Origin of the sequence: Bradyrhizobium tunisiense (genome assembly GCF_042263385.1) — a bacterium.
Classification (GTDB): Bacteria; Pseudomonadota; Alphaproteobacteria; order Rhizobiales; family Xanthobacteraceae; genus Bradyrhizobium; species Bradyrhizobium tunisiense.
On the sequence record NZ_JBHLEV010000002.1, the window covers coordinates 656,874 to 671,117 of the forward strand.

A 14,244-nucleotide genomic window follows, 5' to 3' on the forward strand; every position below is an offset into this window, starting at 1 on the left:
TGGTATCCTTCCATGGGGAGAGCGACAAGGCGGGTCGCGGCAATGAGGAGAGGTGCGATGAAGCATTTGCAAGCGGCGGGCTCTGCCCTGGTGTTGGCGCTGACGCTCGGTTTGACGGCGGCGCCGGCGAGCGCGGGCGAGGCTGTGAACCTGATCCTCAACTGGACGCCGACGGCCGACCACTCGCCGTATTATTACGCCAAGGCGCAGGGCTGGTACGAGAAGGCGGGCATCGACCTCTCCATCGAGGTCGGCAAGGGCTCCGGCGTCTCCGCCGCCAAGGTCGGCTCCGGCGGCTCGCCCTTCGGCGTCGCCGATCTCGCCACCATGCTGGTGGCCAAGAGCAAGGGCGCCGACACCGTTGCCGTGATGAGCGTCTACGCCAATACCGGCCAGACCTTCTACTGGCTGAAGAGCTACGGCGTGAACGGGGTGAAGGATTTTGCCGGCCACAAGATCGGCAATCCGCCCGGCGATGCCTCGCGCGTGATGTGGCCGGCCTTCGCCAAGGCCGCAGGCCTTGCACCCGATGCCGTCGGCTTCGTCAATGTCGGGCCGACCGCGAAGATCGCGGCGTTGAAGAGCCACACCGTCGACATCATCAGCGACTTCTACAACGAGCACGATCTGAAGGTGATCGAGTTCGGACAGGACCTCGGCTACGTCAACTGGAAGGACATCGGGCTCAATCCTTACGGCAACTCGCTGATCGTCAACGGCGCTTACCTGCAGAAGAATCCGAAGGTCGTCGAAGACTTCGTGCGTGTCACGCAGAAGGCCTTTGCCGCCTGCGTCGCCGACGCCACGCCGTGCCTGAAGGCGCTGCTCGACCAGGTCTCCGGTCTCGACAAGGAGAACCAGGAGCGCCAGTGGGAGCGCATCAAGTTCCTGATGACGGACGAGTTCACCACCACCAAGGGTCTCGGCTGGATCGACGGCGAGCGGATGAAGAAGGACTACGATCTGGTCCACACCTATCTCGGCATGGAGAAGCCATTCGACGTGACGACGGCGTTCACGACGAAGATGCTGGATCCGAGCATCAAGATGGACGCGAGCAAGGTGAAGAGGTAAGGGGCAGCCGTTGCCCCGTTCTCCGCACCTGCCCCGGACGTAGCGCAGCGTCCCTTAGACGGTGCGCTGCAGAGCCGGGGCCCATTTTACCGAGAGCATGATCCGGGAGGCGTGGGTCCCGGCTCTGCGCAGCAGCGTTGCACGCTGCAGCCCGTCCGGGACACGAAAGCGGCTCCAGCCTGCCCATCCCCCAGGTATTCCCACGGAGAATTAACCGGCCATTAACCATATCCGCCGCATCGTTAACCATTCAATAACAGGGAACGAGTCGGCCGCTATGGAGGCTGCAGTCAAACCTCAACGCCAAATGGTGCGCCTGCGCGGGCGCTCCTACGTGGCCTTCGTGTTCACGCCGACGGTTCCGGTTCTGGACTGGCTGCACGAGATCGACGCGACCATCGCCCGCTCGCCGGGCTTCTTTGCCGGCCGGCCCGTGGTGATCGACCTGTCCTCGGTCGACCTCAGCCAGTCCGGCATCGGCCATCTGCTCACCAGCCTGCAGGACCGCAACATCCGCGTGCTCGGGATCGAGGGTGTGGAGGAGGCCAGGTTGACCCCGATGATGCCGCCGCTGCTGTCGGGCGGACGCAGCTGCGTGGTCGAGCCAAACGCGCCCAAAAAGGCTGAGGCGAAGGCCGAGGCCAAGCCGACCTCACTGCTGCTCGAAAACCCGGTGCGATCGGGCCAGACCGTGATCTTCCCCGAAGGCGACGTCACCATCCTCGGCTCGGTCGGTTCCGGCGCGGAAGTCGTCGCCGGCGGCTCGATCCACGTCTACGGCGCCCTGCGCGGCCGCGCCATGGCGGGCGTGAACGGGCACACGAGTGCGCGCATCTATTGTCAGAAGATCGAGGCCGAACTGCTTGCAATCGATGGATTTTATCAGACCGCCGACGATATCGACGCCGCTCTTCGCGGGCGGCCGGCTCAAGCCTTCCTGCAAGGCAACACCATGCGAATTACCGCGCTGAACTGACCAGAAGGAGATTTTCGAGATGGCCAAGGTACTGGTCGTGACATCAGGCAAGGGCGGGGTCGGCAAGACCACGACCACCGCCGCGCTGGGGGCCGCGCTCGCGCAGCGCGGCGACAAGGTCGTCGTCGTCGATTTCGACGTCGGCCTGCGGAACCTCGACCTCGTGATGGGGGCCGAACGCCGCGTCGTGTTCGACCTCATCAACGTGGTGCAGGGCGTTGCCAAACTCCCGCAGGCGCTGATCAAGGACAAGCGTCTGGAGAATTTGTGGCTGCTGCCGGCCTCGCAGACCCGCGACAAGGACGCGCTGACGGAAGAGGGTGTCGGCAAGGTCATCGAGGATTTGCGCGGCCGCTTCGACTGGGTGATCTGCGACAGCCCGGCCGGCATCGAGCGCGGCGCCTCCATGGCGATGCGCTTCGCCGACGAGGCCGTGATCGTCACCAATCCGGAAGTGTCGTCGGTGCGCGATTCCGACCGCATCATCGGCATGCTCGATTCCAAGACCGTGCGAGCCGAGAAGGGCGAGCGGGTCGAGAAGCACATTCTCATCACCCGCTACGATCCCTCACGCGCCGCGCGCGGCGAGATGCTGACGATCGAGGACATCCTCGAGATCCTCGCGACACCCTTGCTCGGCATCATCCCCGAGAGCCAGGACGTGCTGCGCGCCTCCAACGTCGGCACGCCGGTCACGCTGTCGAACGCGGACGGCGCACCGGCGCGGGCCTATATCGACGCGGCGCGCCGGCTGTGCGGCGACACCGTTCCGATGCAGGTGCCGACCGAGCGCAAGGGCTTCATGGATCGTCTGCTGCGACGGAGGGCGGCATGAGCATGGGTCTGCTCCGACTTCTCCGCGGGAACAAGGCCTCTGCACCCGTCGCGCGCGAACGGCTGCAGATCCTGCTTGCCCATGAACGCGGAATGCGTGGCCAGCCCGATCTGCTCGGCGTGCTGCGTGAGGAAATTCTCGCTGTCGTCTCCAAGCATGTAACGCTGGATCCGACCAAGGTCATCGTGCGGCTCGAGCGCGGCGACGATGTGTCGACCCTGGAGGTCGATATCGAGGTGCCCAATGATTTCGAGCGCAAGAAAGCGGCGGTCGCGTAGGGGGCGCGACTGACGGCGACCCATTTGGGGTGGGTGAGAAGGCGGTCCGCCGGGCATGGCGGGCCGCCTTTGTCGTTCGCGTCGCTTACGTTCCCCGGCCTGCCGATGTGATCGACGGCGGGCGGAACGGGACCTGCGGCAAGATCATTATCTGAGACCGCGGGAGAGTCGAGCCAGACCCCGCGGCCTCATCAGACGGAGAGCGCCCATGATGTCCGAGGTCCAGGTCCATACCGTTGCGCGGCAGATGCTCGAACAGCACGGTTTTGCTGCGATCGCCAAGGCCGCCGAGCAGGCCCAGGCCTGCGAGGGCCGCGGGGAGGGCGAAGAGGCCAGAGAGTGGCGTCACATCGCCGATGCCATGAAGATCATACGCGGGCCTCACCAGAGCTGAACCACCTGCAGGGGCAGGCGCCTCAACGGCCGTCGTGCTCGGTTCCCTGCGATGAGGATCTGCGGGTTTGCGGCTGGCTGCGGTCCCCTGCCTCCTTGCAGGGAAGCTGCTCCCAAGTCCCGTCAGGCGCCTGCTGATAGGCGCTGCAGCTCGAGGAGGGCGAATTGCCCTCGGCTTTTTGGCTGTCTGAATTCTTCGCCAGCACAGGGCCCGTCAGCACCGTGGCGGCCGCGAGCGTGCCGGCGAAAACGACATGGATCATCCGCATGAGAGATTCCTGTTCGAATTCGAAGAGGCCCCGCATGCTTTCCAGAATTGTGACAATTTTTGGCCGGCAAAATCTCGCTGCGGCGTGCTTAACGCCGCGAAAGCTGCCTGCTAGCCGCCTTTGGCGCGGATCAGGCCGGCGAGGTTGCTCTTCTGAGTCTCGCACCAGTTGGGCATGCCGAGGCGGCGCTGGTTGAGATCGGTCGCCTGGGTCGCCACGGCGACCTCGGCCATCAAATCGTCATCCTGCTTCTCTCCCATCTTGCCGCCGGTGTGCATCCATGCAATCGCCTTGCGCACCTTCTCGGTGGTGCCTTGGGGCAGGTGCATCTGCTCCGCCTTCTGCACCAGGTCCTGGTAGGCCACGTCCGTGCCCGGGCATTCGACCTTGGCGGCGAAGGCCTGCAAGACCAGTGTGACATAGGTCGAGCGTGTGTGGTCATCGGCTTGGGCCGGAGCGGCGATCAGCAACAGGCCAGCGATCAGCAAACCGTAGCGCATCCTCAGGTATCTCCTCCGTTTTTTGAGAGGCTAGCGTCCGGCGGGCCGCTCGGCAATGGTGCCGGGGGCGAATTTGTCGCTTCCCCCTGCGGTGCGCTATCGTGGCCCGAAATCCGGCCGCGGAGAGTGACATGAGCCTGTTCAGCACCCCGTTCGATCCTGCCCGTGACACCGCACTCGTCACCGGCGCGGGCAACGGCATCGGCCGCGCGATCGCGCAGGCCTTGGTCGGCGAGGGCGTCCGGACCGTGTTCGCCGATGTGAACGCCGAGCGGGTGACGGCCGCGATCGGCGCCAGCCGGCGGCCTGAATTGGCGGTGCCCTGGGTCGGCGATCTCGCCGAGTTGGATGCGTGCGACGCGCTGCTTGCCGCCGCGAACGCAGCATTGGGCGAGATCACGCATTTGGTCCACAGCGCGTCGCCACCGCGGCGGGAGGCCGATCATGTGTTCGCGGTCGATCGCAGGATCTGGCAGCAGATGCATGCCGTCAATCTCGATGCCGGCTTTCACCTGGCGCGCGAACTCGCAAAGCGGCTGATCGCGACGAAGCGGCCGGGCTCGTTCCTGTTTCTCACCTCGCTGCATGCGGGCACGCCGCGCAACCTGCCGCACTATTCGACGGCGAAGGCGGGGCTGGCGATGCTGGTGAAGGAGCTGGCCAAATCGTTTGGCCGCTACGGTATCCGCGTCAACGCGCTGGTGCCCGGCGCGATCGCGGCCGGCGGGTTCGTTGCGGATCCCGCGCTGGCACGGCACATTCCGCTCGGGCGCCTCGGTGAGGCCAATGACCTCGCACCGATGGCGCTCGCGGTGCTGTCGAACAAGCTCTCCGGTTACGTCACCGGCGCGGCTTTCGTCGTCGACGGCGGATTGTCGCTGACGAACTGGTTCGAGCCGCCGTCCTTTGCTGAATAGTCAGCGTCGCCAGGCCGGCACCGGATCGAGCGGAGTCCGATAGAGCTCGTTGTGATCGCGATCGGTGACGCGCACCGCGCAGCCCTTCTGCTGCAGCTCCGGCTTCACCTGCGACAGCTCGGTCGCCAGTTGATCGGCTCGATCGGAGGCAACCTCGATGTCTTCGAGAATGATTCCGCCCTGGTTCCTGAACTCTTCACCAACCACAAGATCGAAGGAGTAGTAAGGCATCCGAATTCCCCCGGTGTGAGGAGCTGAGCTTCGGTGGAAGTCTCAACACATGTCGGATGGTACCACTGAGTCGATATCCAGCGGATGAACAGGCCGCGCAATCTCTGTGCTTATGGCGCAGAAATGATGTGCAGCATGTTGGTCCATTAAGAATTTATTAAATACGTGGCGTGATCATGAAGCATGGAATTGCAGCAGAACCGGGCTCCGGGAACCGGCAGCTGCAAGAGAAGGCCGCCGGCATAGCTCCCGACGGCCTTTTCTCTTGAGCGAAAGATGACCTGCGCGTCGCTTTCCGTAATTGCCCGGACTCAACGCACGACATCGACTCGGACAGCTTACGCGACGTCGTAGCGGCGCCGTGCTGTTGCGTGCCTCTAGCGCAACGGCATCGGCGGACGCACGATTGGTCCGTCGTCATCGGCAACGGCTTCAGTCGTGGTGACAGGTGCGGCCGATGGCGGCGGAATCGCGGCAGCTCGCGAGGGCGGCGGCGGAGGCGCGAGCGGCGCAGGCGAAGAGGCCGGCATGTAAGTGTGCGACACGACCGGTTTCGGTTTGCGAACCGGCGGCGGTGACGGCAGCGCAGCTGCGCGTGCGCGCGGATCGACAGGCTTGACCTCCGCTGTCGGCTTCGGCGCGGGCGGCTTTGCCATCTCGCGGGCCATCTGCTCCTGTCCGGCCTTCAACTCGGCGATGTTGGCCTTGAGCTGCTCGATCTGCTGCGCCATCGCGGCGAGGTCGCGCGTCATCGATTGCACCGACTGCGCGGCATCGGATGGTGTTGCCGCAGGCGCGGCGGCTGCAACCTGGGTCGCAGGCGGCGCTATGGGTTGAACGGCCGTTTGATCGACCGCCGCTTGTGCCGCAGGCGGGGCAGCTTGCTCCGCGGCCGGCGCGGCTTGGGCGGCGGCGACCGGCGCGGTCTGCGATGTGGCGGACTGCGATGTCAGAGGCAGCAGCGACGCCAAGACCGGGGTCCATTCGGCGAGCACTTGTTTGGCGGTATCGCCGTGCTTCTCCCACGCGATGGTGGCGGCTACGCTTCCTCCGGCAAACAGGAACGTGATGAATGCACCGCGCATCCACTTGCCTACGGCAGATCGCTTCCGCGGGCCATGACCGTCGTTCGCTGCGACGCGTACGGCAGTATCAACCGAGGGTGGGGGTGCCGCCGGCGGCTCCGAGACAGGACTGAACCGGGGCTCCAGAGAGATTTTGCGCTCAAGCGAGAACCTGGGCTCCGGCGCGAATTTCGGTTCCGGACGCGTCGTGACGTCAGCTGCCAGCGCGGGCGCAACGCTGATGGGACGCGAAGCCCGCACGATGTCGGGTGAAATCTGAATCGCGTCGTGCGGATCGTTGTCCTTGACCGTGTCCTTCACGATCTCATCGACGATTTGCTTGGGGTTCAGCGTCGCGAGCATCGCAGCTCCTTTGAAGCCCGGGTGCTTGAAGCCCGGGTGTTAAGTCCTGGTCGCATTGGCGCGAGCCGATCTGGTGCGGCGAGCCGGGCAAATCCGATCAGCCCGGCCCGATGACGCACGAGTCCAGCCGGGTTTGACCAAAGCAAGGCGAGGGGATGGAGATGATGCGACGCTCTTCCGCCGTTTGTGGTGATGGAACCCACTTTGTCGAACACGCGCATGTGTTCCGCGCCGCCTTGTTTTCAGCACGATTTTGTCAGCATCTGGGGAGGCTGGGGGCGTTGCTATCGCTATTCGGGGGCCGGGGGTGCCAAGATCCATACTCGCTTTGTTCGTTGTTGCCTTGCTGCCGCTGGGCGGCTGCATGCAGGCAACGCTTTCGCCATCGAGCGACGCGAGCATGACGCCGCGCGACCGGCAGTTGCTCGCGCATACGCCTTACGCGAAGGCGAACGTGCCCGAGCAATATCTCCGCCACGTCGTCGATTACCACCGCAAGGAGCAGCCGGGCACCATCCTCGTCGATACCGACGCGCGCTACCTCTATTACGTGCTGCCTGAAGGCAAGGCGATCCGCTACGGCGTTGCGGTCGGCGAGGAAGCCATGGCGTTCTCCGGCGTTGCGCGGGTCGGCCGTCTGGCGGAATGGCCCGACTGGGTTCCGACGGCAGACATCCAGGCGCGGCTCGGACCTTATCCGGCGCGCGTTCCCGGCGGTCCGGCCAATCCGCTGGGTGCGCGCGGCATCTATCTCTATACCGGCAACAAGGACACGCTCTACCGCATCCACGGCACCAATCAGCCGGAATATATCGGGCAGGCAATCTCGTCAGGCTGCATCCGGATGCGAAACGAGGACGTGATCGATCTGTACGATCGGGTGAAGCTCAATTCGATGGTCGTCGTGCTGCCCCCCGGGCAGAGCGCGCGGGCCGAGACCGGCGCGCGCTGGCGCGGCTGAGTCAACTTCGCTCGAGCTTGAATCGGCGTTGCATTGGTATCCGCAGGTCGACTATGCCTTGGCCGATTCCTCTGCATGCGCGAACATCCTGAGCACCTCTGGTGTTCACGCCCGCGGCTTGTCCCGCTCTAATTCTCAGGCCGAGCGACCCGCCATTGCAGCGTCATGGCGTTGCCGTTGGCATCGCCCGGCGCCTTGTCGGCCGGTGAAGTGTAGAGCGGACGGTAGCGGTACGCCCACATCCTGCTGCCGTCGTCGCGGCTGATCACGGTGAAGTCGCCGACGGCTTTGGCGTCGGCCGTAGCGGCGAGCGGCACCCAGCTCTCGGTGCACTTGCCGTTGCAGCTCGACGTCTTTCCGGTGGTGTCGCGCTCATAAGTATAGAGCGTCATTCCGTTGAGATTGACGAGCTTGGGACCCTGCTTGGTCAGGATGACTTTGGCTGGAGCCACCGGTGCCTCGACCTTCGGCGGAGGAGGGTCTCCGCCGCCATGGCCGCCCGCCACAGCATGACCGGCCGAGAGCGTCATGGCTGCGGCCATAACGAGGAACCTGAACATCCCGAACTCCGTCCCGCAAAAGTTAATCGCGCGTTAAGCGTGCAATGCGGTCGACGCTAGCAGCTGAAAGTTAGTTCCTGGTTTAGCCCGCCGCGACAATTGCGGACGGGTCTGAATCAGACGTGCACTTCGCGCAGCGGCGCGCGACTGAGCTCATTGCCGGCGGCAATCGCCTTGTGCAGCAGCCGCATCAATTCCTCGCCCTCCTTCGCGCTGAGGCCGCGCAGCATGATGCGCTGGGCCGATTCCACGGCCGGCGTTACCTTGCGCAGGGTGCGCCGACCCTCGTCGGTAATCCCGAGCTCGCGGGCGCGGCGGTCGCGGCTTGAGGCGCGGCGCTCGATCAGCCCCTTCTGCACCAGGCGATCAATCACGCCGGTGATGGTGGTGCGGTCGTAGGCGATCAATCCTGCGAGCGTCACCTGGTCGAGCCCCGGATTGGCCTTGATGGTCGCCAGGGCGGCGTATTGCACCGGCGTCAGGTCGAAGCCGGCATCCTCGACCTCGGCCAGAAACACGGCAACCGCGATCTGCTGGAACCGGCGCGCCAGATGCCCGGGCATGTCGTTGTTGTCTTTCACCGCATTCTCCTCAGACCGGTCGCGACGTGTACCATCGTTGACAAGTATACTGATCATCAGCATACTGATCAATATCAAGACAGAAGTTTGACGGGAGAGCTCATGCAATTCCATCTGAATGGATTTCAGCCGGGCGATCCTGAATTCGCCGATCCCGCCGAGCGCGTTCAGGCCTCGGGCGCCACGGGCGCCGTGCCCGACGAAGTCGATGTCCTCATCGTCGGCTGTGGCCCTGCGGGCCTCACACTCGCCGCCCAGCTTGCGCAGTTCCCCGACATCAAGACCTGCATCATCGAGCAGAAGCCCGATCGGCTGCTGGTCGGGCAGGCCGACGGCATCGCTTGCCGCACCATGGAAATGTTTCACGCCTACGGCTTCAGCGAGCGCGTGCTGAAGGAGGCCTATTGGGTCAACGAAACGACGTTCTGGAAGCCGGACGAACGTTCGCCCGAGACCGTCATCCGCAGCGGCCGTGTGCAGGACGTCGAGGACGGGCTATCCGAATTTCCGCACGTCATCCTCAACCAGGCGCGCATCCATGACGGCTTTCTCGACGTCATGCGCAAATCGCCGGCCAAGCTGGAGCCCTTTTACAGCCGCCGCCTCATCAACCTCGAGGTCGATCAGTTGGCGGCTGTCGACGATCATGCCGTGACCGTGCGGCTCGAGCGCATCGATGCCGCGCATGAAGGAGAGATCGAGACGATCAGAGCGCGCTATGTCGTCGGCTGCGATGGCGCCCGCAGCACCGTGCGCAGGTCGATCGGCCGCGAGCTGCACGGCGATTCCGCCAACCACGCCTGGGGCGTGATGGACGTGCTGGCCGTGACCGATTTTCCGGACATCCGCTTCAAGTCGCTCGTCCAGTCGGCAAAGGATGGCAGCCTGCTGATCATCCCGCGGGAAGGCGGCTACATGGTCCGCATCTATGTCGAGCTCGCCAAGCTCGAGGCCGGTGAACGCGTCGCCAACCGCAATATCACGGCCGATGACGTGATCGCCAAGGCGCAGCGGATCCTGAAGCCGCATACGCTCGAGGTGAAGGAGATCGCCTGGTGGTCGGTCTACGAGATCGGCCAGCGCCTGACCGACAAGTTCGACGACGTGCCGGAGGCCGCGATCGATACGCGCCTACCGCGCATCTTCATCGCCGGCGATGCCTGCCATACCCACAGTCCGAAGGCGGGGCAGGGCATGAACGTCTCGATGCAGGATGCCTTCAATCTCGGCTGGAAGCTCGCTGCGGTCATGCGGAAGCAGTGCGCGCCACACCTGATGCATTCCTATTCGGAGGAGCGCCAGGCGGTTGCCAAGGAGCTGATCGACTTCGACCGCGAGTGGGCAGGAATTCTCGCCTCCGCCGCCAGGGCCGGCGGCGCCGATGCCGCCAGGACGCAGGACTATTTCGTCAGGCACGGCCGCTACACCGCCGGCACGGCCACGCATTACAAGCCGTCGCTTCTCACCGGCGCCGGGTCGCACCAGCACCTCGCGCAAGGCTTCGTGATCGGCAAGCGCTTCCATTCCGCCCCGGTGATCCGGTTTGCCGATGCAAAGCCGGTCCATCTCGGTCACGCCGCGCACGCCGACGGCCGCTTCCGCATCTACGCGTTCTCGCCCGCCCAAGATCCTGCCGCCGCAGGCTCGGCCATTCGCGCGCTGTGCAATTTCCTTGCGGAGTCCCCGAAGTCGCCGGTCCGGCGATATACGCCTGGCGGCGCCGACATCGACAGCGTGATCGATCTGCGCGCGGTATTCCAGCAGGGCCATCGCGAACTCGCCATCGAGGCGATGCCGCCATTGCTGCTCCCGCGCAAGGGGCGCTATGGTTTGCGCGACTACGAGAAAATGTTCTGTCCGGACCTCAAGAGCGGCCACGACGTTTTCGCAATGCGGGGCATCGATCGGACAGCCGGCTGCATGATCGTGGTGCGGCCCGACCAGTATGTTGCGACCGTGCTGCCGCTCGATGATTTTGCCGGGCTTGCATCGTATTTCGACGGGTTCATGCTGCAAGTGAGCTGACGATCCGGCAGCACCATTGCCGGCGCCGGGCCGATGAACGGCGGATGAATATTGAACCGCGCGGAGCCTGTGCTCGCGTCTTTCGGCGGATGAGACCTTCCGGCACGGAACGCCCGTTCCGGTTGCGCGTTCCGATTCAAAAGAGGAGGAACACGCCATGAAATTCAAGAGTGTTTTAATTGCCGCATTGCTGCTCGCGCCAACAGCCGCACTGGCCGCGCCGGGCATCGTCACCGTCTCGACCGGCTTGAGGGCCGGGCCGGGCACGGGCTTTCCGCTGGTCGATCGCATCCCCGGCGGCGCCCGCGTCAACATCCATGGCTGCCTGCGCGGCAATGCCTGGTGCGACGTCAGCTTCTCAGACGATCGCGGCTGGGTGTCGTCGCAATATCTCGAATATCTCTATCGCAACCATTACGTCTATCTCCCCGACTATGTCGATGTGATCGACGTTCCTGTCGTCCCCTTCGTGCTGACGTCGTACTGGTCGAGCCACTATGGCGGACGTCCCTGGTATCGCCGCCACGCTTATTGGAATAATTACTGGAGCTCGCATCGGAGCGTCGCGACGCGGATGACGATCGATCCGCGCGCGGCTCGCATCGGTCGCGCGGCAACGCGCGACGCGGCGATAGCGCTCGAACGCAGCGGCGTGCGCGGCAAGGCCGGGGCGGCGATCTCCGGACGTGATGCCGCGACGGCGCGGCCGGATGCTGCCATCTCCAAGCGCGATGCTGCGGTGACGGTCGACCGGACTCGCGCCGGACGCAGCGAGCGTATCGTGAACGAGCGCACTGCCGTGCAGACCCGCGGTCCACGTGAGGCGCAGGGGCGCATGATGCACGACCATGCTGCAGGCCGCACCGCCGTGCGCACGCAGCCGATGACGCGTGGGCATGAGGCACCGCGCGTCTCGGCCACGCCTGCGGCTCGGCCTGCGACGCCCCGCGTCGCCCAGCCGAGTGTCAGCCACGGTTCGCCGATGAATGCCCGTGCGCAGATGCCGGCGCCGCGCGCGGCGGCACCTGCAATGCCGCATGGCGGCGGCGGCGGTGCTGCCCACATCAATGCCGCCCCCCGTGGCGGCGGTGCACCGGCCGGCGGCCCCGGCGGTGGCCATCAGAAGCACTAGCGTCGCCAAGGAAAGCCCGGCCACCGCGCCGGGCTTTTCTTCGCCAAGTCGAGGTCGCGACAATTTAAGTCGGTTTTTCGCGGGCAGATTTCATCGATCGTAACATGTCTATCCAAAGCTGTAAGTATCCACTCGGGGCAGCGGGGCACGGGAGGATGACATGAGACAGAGCCAGGCGGACTCGCGCCGCCAAAATGTCGCGAAGCGTTCGATGACGAAAGAGGCCAAGCAGCTGACCGGCCTGATTGCCGGATTGCGCGAGTCCCTCGAAGGGATTCAAAAGGAGCGGACGAGCATGAAGCTCACCGGCGCCGAGATGGGCATGCTCGACGAGCGCCGCAACAATCTGCTGCTCACCATCGCAGCCCTCGACGATCGCCTCTCGGCGGTGCAGGGGCTGATCGATCTGGGCCGCCCCCACATCATCCGCGTGCACTAGCGGAGTTCGGGCATGGGACGATCGGTTTCATTGCTGATGTGACGGGACGGACCGCCCGGCAGCCGATCGAGCATGACATCAAGACGGCCCCGTGCCGTCGCAGGCGGGGCAAGCCTGCGAGGGATGGAATCGGATTCCTGCGGGGCACGCTTTGCCGGCCGCCACCGCCATGCTGTGCGGATGGCACCAAATTGCCACGCTCCCGGCGAATTGCCGCCAAAGCCCGCTGCCACGAGGAGGCTGGGTGCAGGGCAACGCAAGGGGACGCGAATTGGCCTACAAGATGATCGCAGAACGCGACAACGAAAAGTACAGTTTCGCCCGCGAGAGCCGGCTGCTCATCGTGGCGAAGGCGAAAGTGTGGGCCAGCGAGGGGTGGCGGGTCGTTATCACCGATCAGGACGGCAAGGCCTACGCTCCGCCCGAGTTCGATCAGCTGTCGGCGGCCTGACCGCGGGCTGGGCGAGCGCACGACATTTGAGATCGCTATTTCGACCGCGTCCGCCCAAGCCGGAGCAGGGCTGCTAGGCTGCCGGGCCCCACTGTCCGCGTCGATAGGTCTGCGCAAGCAGACTTGCGTGCACGGCGCGAAGCTCGGCGCTCATGCGCGTTTGTCCCGTCGTGACATAGGAGAGCCAGGCGCCGTCGGCGGCCAGGCGCACGATGTGCAGATCGGGCGCGCCGTCGGTCGTGCGATGACGCTTCAGGCGCGCCTTGATCCAGTCGTTCCAGAGCCGGCGCAGCGGCGGATCGGTGACGACGACCATGCTCAATGCCGCCCACGGGGTCGCGAATCCGAACGCCTTGCCGGTGAACACCGCATTCACATAGGCCCGCGTGAAGCTGCCGCGTGGCTTCGGATCGGATCCGACTGCGGCGTCAATCTCGGCATCGACGCGAGCGAGGAGGTCGGCAAACAGGCCCTCGATCAGCGCCTGCTTGCTGCCAAAATGGTGAAACAGGCCGCCCTTGGTGACGCCGGCCGCCGCTGCGACCGCCTGCACCGTGACACCGGCGACGCCATGGTCCATGGCGATCGCCGCGGCGTGGTCGAGCAGGGCGCGCCGGACCTGCTCGGGCTGCTTGGCGCGGGTGTAGCGGTTTTCCGGCATCAATGCGCCGTGGTCTGCGAGAACAGGTTGATGATCACGACCCCTGACACGATCAGCGCGATGCCGACGAAGGCCGCAGCGTCCAGCATCTGGCGGAACAGCACGAAGGACACGGTGGCGGTCAGGATGATGCCGACCCCGCCCCAGATTGCATAGGCGATGCTCAAGGGGATGACGCGGATCGCGACCGACAGCGCGTAGAAGGAGGCGACATAGAACAGCACCATGGCCAGTGTCGGCCACGGCCGGGTGAACTGCGCGGATTGCTGCAGGAAGGCCGATGCCGTGACCTCGAAAACGATGGCGAGGGCGAGCGCTGCGTAGGCATTGAAGGCGGAGGTCATGGTCGGCCTAGTGCGAAAGAAAGATACCGCACGGTATGTTTAGCATGCGGCGCTCGGCTTTGGCCGGCAGCAGGTATCACATGTGAGTGACGGGCCTGCGACGTTGGCGGAAACGCGGCATCACGCCGCCGCGCGATTCTCGGATTACGCTGCGCGCCATACGGGCTACGATGCGTGCTTGTGTCGCTCG

At 64.9% G+C, this 14,244-nt stretch carries 19 protein-coding genes; 11 read left to right on the top strand and 8 right to left on the bottom strand.

The features are described from left to right. Positions 1-57 precede the first annotated feature (57 nt). The 5 genes from ACFDR6_RS10480 (at position 58) to ACFDR6_RS10500 (ending at position 3,557) form a co-directional block, all read left to right on the top strand. Complete coding sequence (locus tag ACFDR6_RS10480) at positions 58-1,074, top strand: ABC transporter substrate-binding protein (RefSeq protein WP_375858208.1); 1,017 nt, start codon at positions 58-60, stop codon at positions 1,072-1,074. Positions 1,075-1,351: 277 nt separating this feature from the next. Continuing rightward, on the top strand, positions 1,352-2,050 hold the full coding sequence (minC, locus tag ACFDR6_RS10485; RefSeq protein ID WP_375858209.1) for a septum site-determining protein MinC: 699 nt from the start codon (positions 1,352-1,354) through the stop codon (positions 2,048-2,050). Between the two features lie 19 nt (positions 2,051-2,069). Next, entirely contained in the window at positions 2,070-2,885 is an 816-nt protein-coding gene (minD, locus tag ACFDR6_RS10490; RefSeq protein WP_212085873.1) for a septum site-determining protein MinD, read from the top strand. Beyond that, on the top strand, positions 2,882-3,163 hold the full coding sequence (gene minE, locus ACFDR6_RS10495; protein ID WP_212085871.1) for a cell division topological specificity factor MinE: 282 nt from the start codon (positions 2,882-2,884) through the stop codon (positions 3,161-3,163). The genes minD and minE overlap by 4 nt, the downstream gene beginning before the upstream one ends. A gap of 208 nt (positions 3,164-3,371) precedes the next feature. Continuing rightward, entirely contained in the window at positions 3,372-3,557 is a 186-nt protein-coding gene (locus tag ACFDR6_RS10500) for a hypothetical protein (protein ID WP_212085869.1), read from the top strand. Positions 3,558-3,579: 22 nt separating this feature from the next. Here ACFDR6_RS10500 and ACFDR6_RS10505 read toward each other — a convergent pair whose 3' ends face one another. Together ACFDR6_RS10505 and ACFDR6_RS10510 are read right to left on the bottom strand one after the other, a co-directional pair. Continuing rightward, a complete protein-coding gene (locus ACFDR6_RS10505; RefSeq protein ID WP_212085867.1) occupies positions 3,580-3,825 on the bottom strand; it encodes a hypothetical protein in 246 nt (81 codons plus the stop codon). 110 nt (positions 3,826-3,935) lie between these two features. Beyond that, on the bottom strand, positions 3,936-4,325 hold the full coding sequence (locus tag ACFDR6_RS10510; RefSeq protein WP_212085865.1) for a hypothetical protein: 390 nt from the start codon (positions 4,323-4,325) through the stop codon (positions 3,936-3,938). Between the two features lie 131 nt (positions 4,326-4,456). Between ACFDR6_RS10510 and ACFDR6_RS10515 the strand changes: the two genes are divergently transcribed. Beyond that, positions 4,457-5,242 (top strand): SDR family NAD(P)-dependent oxidoreductase, encoded by a 786-nt coding sequence (locus ACFDR6_RS10515; protein ID WP_375858210.1) that lies wholly within the window; start codon positions 4,457-4,459, stop codon positions 5,240-5,242. Here ACFDR6_RS10515 and ACFDR6_RS10520 read toward each other — a convergent pair whose 3' ends face one another. Then, positions 5,243-5,473 carry a DUF6894 family protein gene (locus tag ACFDR6_RS10520; protein WP_200454753.1) on the bottom strand — a complete coding sequence of 77 codons (231 nt, stop codon included), beginning with the start codon at positions 5,471-5,473 and terminating at the stop codon, positions 5,243-5,245. 377 nt (positions 5,474-5,850) lie between these two features. Beyond that, positions 5,851-6,900 carry a hypothetical protein gene (locus ACFDR6_RS10525; protein WP_375858211.1) on the bottom strand — a complete coding sequence of 350 codons (1,050 nt, stop codon included), beginning with the start codon at positions 6,898-6,900 and terminating at the stop codon, positions 5,851-5,853. 307 nt (positions 6,901-7,207) lie between these two features. Between ACFDR6_RS10525 and ACFDR6_RS10530 the strand changes: the two genes are divergently transcribed. Then, positions 7,208-7,861, top strand: a complete 654-nt coding sequence (locus ACFDR6_RS10530) for a L,D-transpeptidase (protein WP_375858212.1) — start codon at positions 7,208-7,210, stop codon at positions 7,859-7,861. Positions 7,862-7,989: 128 nt separating this feature from the next. Here ACFDR6_RS10530 and ACFDR6_RS10535 read toward each other — a convergent pair whose 3' ends face one another. Together ACFDR6_RS10535 and ACFDR6_RS10540 are read right to left on the bottom strand one after the other, a co-directional pair. Next, the gene (locus ACFDR6_RS10535; RefSeq protein ID WP_375858213.1) at positions 7,990-8,421 is read right to left on the bottom strand and encodes a COG4315 family predicted lipoprotein; all 432 of its coding nucleotides are present in this window, start codon (positions 8,419-8,421) and stop codon (positions 7,990-7,992) included. Positions 8,422-8,537: 116 nt separating this feature from the next. Further along, complete coding sequence (locus ACFDR6_RS10540; RefSeq protein ID WP_375858214.1) at positions 8,538-9,002, bottom strand: MarR family winged helix-turn-helix transcriptional regulator; 465 nt, start codon at positions 9,000-9,002, stop codon at positions 8,538-8,540. A gap of 102 nt (positions 9,003-9,104) precedes the next feature. Between ACFDR6_RS10540 and ACFDR6_RS10545 the strand changes: the two genes are divergently transcribed. The 4 genes from ACFDR6_RS10545 (at position 9,105) to ACFDR6_RS10560 (ending at position 13,049) form a co-directional block, all read left to right on the top strand. Further along, positions 9,105-11,027: an FAD-binding monooxygenase gene (locus ACFDR6_RS10545; RefSeq protein WP_375858215.1), complete on the top strand. Its 1,923-nt coding sequence runs from the start codon at positions 9,105-9,107 to the stop codon at positions 11,025-11,027. A gap of 157 nt (positions 11,028-11,184) precedes the next feature. Continuing rightward, positions 11,185-12,159 carry an SH3 domain-containing protein gene (locus ACFDR6_RS10550; protein ID WP_375858216.1) on the top strand — a complete coding sequence of 325 codons (975 nt, stop codon included), beginning with the start codon at positions 11,185-11,187 and terminating at the stop codon, positions 12,157-12,159. Positions 12,160-12,319: 160 nt separating this feature from the next. After that, positions 12,320-12,598: a hypothetical protein gene (locus tag ACFDR6_RS10555; protein ID WP_212085841.1), complete on the top strand. Its 279-nt coding sequence runs from the start codon at positions 12,320-12,322 to the stop codon at positions 12,596-12,598. Between the two features lie 244 nt (positions 12,599-12,842). After that, a complete protein-coding gene (locus ACFDR6_RS10560) occupies positions 12,843-13,049 on the top strand; it encodes a hypothetical protein (protein ID WP_375858217.1) in 207 nt (68 codons plus the stop codon). A gap of 73 nt (positions 13,050-13,122) precedes the next feature. Here ACFDR6_RS10560 and ACFDR6_RS10565 read toward each other — a convergent pair whose 3' ends face one another. Together ACFDR6_RS10565 and ACFDR6_RS10570 are read right to left on the bottom strand one after the other, a co-directional pair. After that, entirely contained in the window at positions 13,123-13,710 is a 588-nt protein-coding gene (locus tag ACFDR6_RS10565; RefSeq protein ID WP_375858218.1) for a TetR/AcrR family transcriptional regulator, read from the bottom strand. Beyond that, entirely contained in the window at positions 13,710-14,054 is a 345-nt protein-coding gene (locus tag ACFDR6_RS10570) for a DMT family transporter (RefSeq protein WP_212085831.1), read from the bottom strand. Before ACFDR6_RS10570 ends, ACFDR6_RS10565 begins: the two co-directional genes overlap by 1 nt. Between the last annotated feature and the right edge of the window lie 190 nt (positions 14,055-14,244).

Excerpts from the sequence above, each read along its gene's own strand:
- minC (WP_375858209.1), top strand. The coding sequence starts at position 1,352 with ATGGAGGCTGCAGTCAAACCTCAACGCCAAATGGTGCGCCTGCGCGGG.
- ACFDR6_RS10510 (WP_212085865.1), bottom strand. The coding sequence starts at position 4,325 with ATGCGCTACGGTTTGCTGATCGCTGGCCTGTTGCTGATCGCCGCTCCG.
- minE (WP_212085871.1), top strand. The coding sequence starts at position 2,882 with ATGAGCATGGGTCTGCTCCGACTTCTCCGCGGGAACAAGGCCTCTGCA.
- ACFDR6_RS10505 (WP_212085867.1), bottom strand. The coding sequence starts at position 3,825 with ATGCGGATGATCCATGTCGTTTTCGCCGGCACGCTCGCGGCCGCCACG.
- ACFDR6_RS10500 (WP_212085869.1), top strand. The coding sequence starts at position 3,372 with ATGATGTCCGAGGTCCAGGTCCATACCGTTGCGCGGCAGATGCTCGAA.
- ACFDR6_RS10525 (WP_375858211.1), bottom strand. The coding sequence starts at position 6,900 with ATGCTCGCGACGCTGAACCCCAAGCAAATCGTCGATGAGATCGTGAAG.
- ACFDR6_RS10565 (WP_375858218.1), bottom strand. The coding sequence starts at position 13,710 with ATGCCGGAAAACCGCTACACCCGCGCCAAGCAGCCCGAGCAGGTCCGG.
- ACFDR6_RS10480 (WP_375858208.1), top strand. The coding sequence starts at position 58 with ATGAAGCATTTGCAAGCGGCGGGCTCTGCCCTGGTGTTGGCGCTGACG.
- ACFDR6_RS10570 (WP_212085831.1), bottom strand. The coding sequence starts at position 14,054 with ATGACCTCCGCCTTCAATGCCTACGCAGCGCTCGCCCTCGCCATCGTT.
- ACFDR6_RS10515 (WP_375858210.1), top strand. The coding sequence starts at position 4,457 with ATGAGCCTGTTCAGCACCCCGTTCGATCCTGCCCGTGACACCGCACTC.
- ACFDR6_RS10550 (WP_375858216.1), top strand. The coding sequence starts at position 11,185 with ATGAAATTCAAGAGTGTTTTAATTGCCGCATTGCTGCTCGCGCCAACA.
- ACFDR6_RS10535 (WP_375858213.1), bottom strand. The coding sequence starts at position 8,421 with ATGTTCAGGTTCCTCGTTATGGCCGCAGCCATGACGCTCTCGGCCGGT.
- minD (WP_212085873.1), top strand. The coding sequence starts at position 2,070 with ATGGCCAAGGTACTGGTCGTGACATCAGGCAAGGGCGGGGTCGGCAAG.
- ACFDR6_RS10555 (WP_212085841.1), top strand. The coding sequence starts at position 12,320 with ATGAGACAGAGCCAGGCGGACTCGCGCCGCCAAAATGTCGCGAAGCGT.
- ACFDR6_RS10545 (WP_375858215.1), top strand. The coding sequence starts at position 9,105 with ATGCAATTCCATCTGAATGGATTTCAGCCGGGCGATCCTGAATTCGCC.
- ACFDR6_RS10520 (WP_200454753.1), bottom strand. The coding sequence starts at position 5,473 with ATGCCTTACTACTCCTTCGATCTTGTGGTTGGTGAAGAGTTCAGGAAC.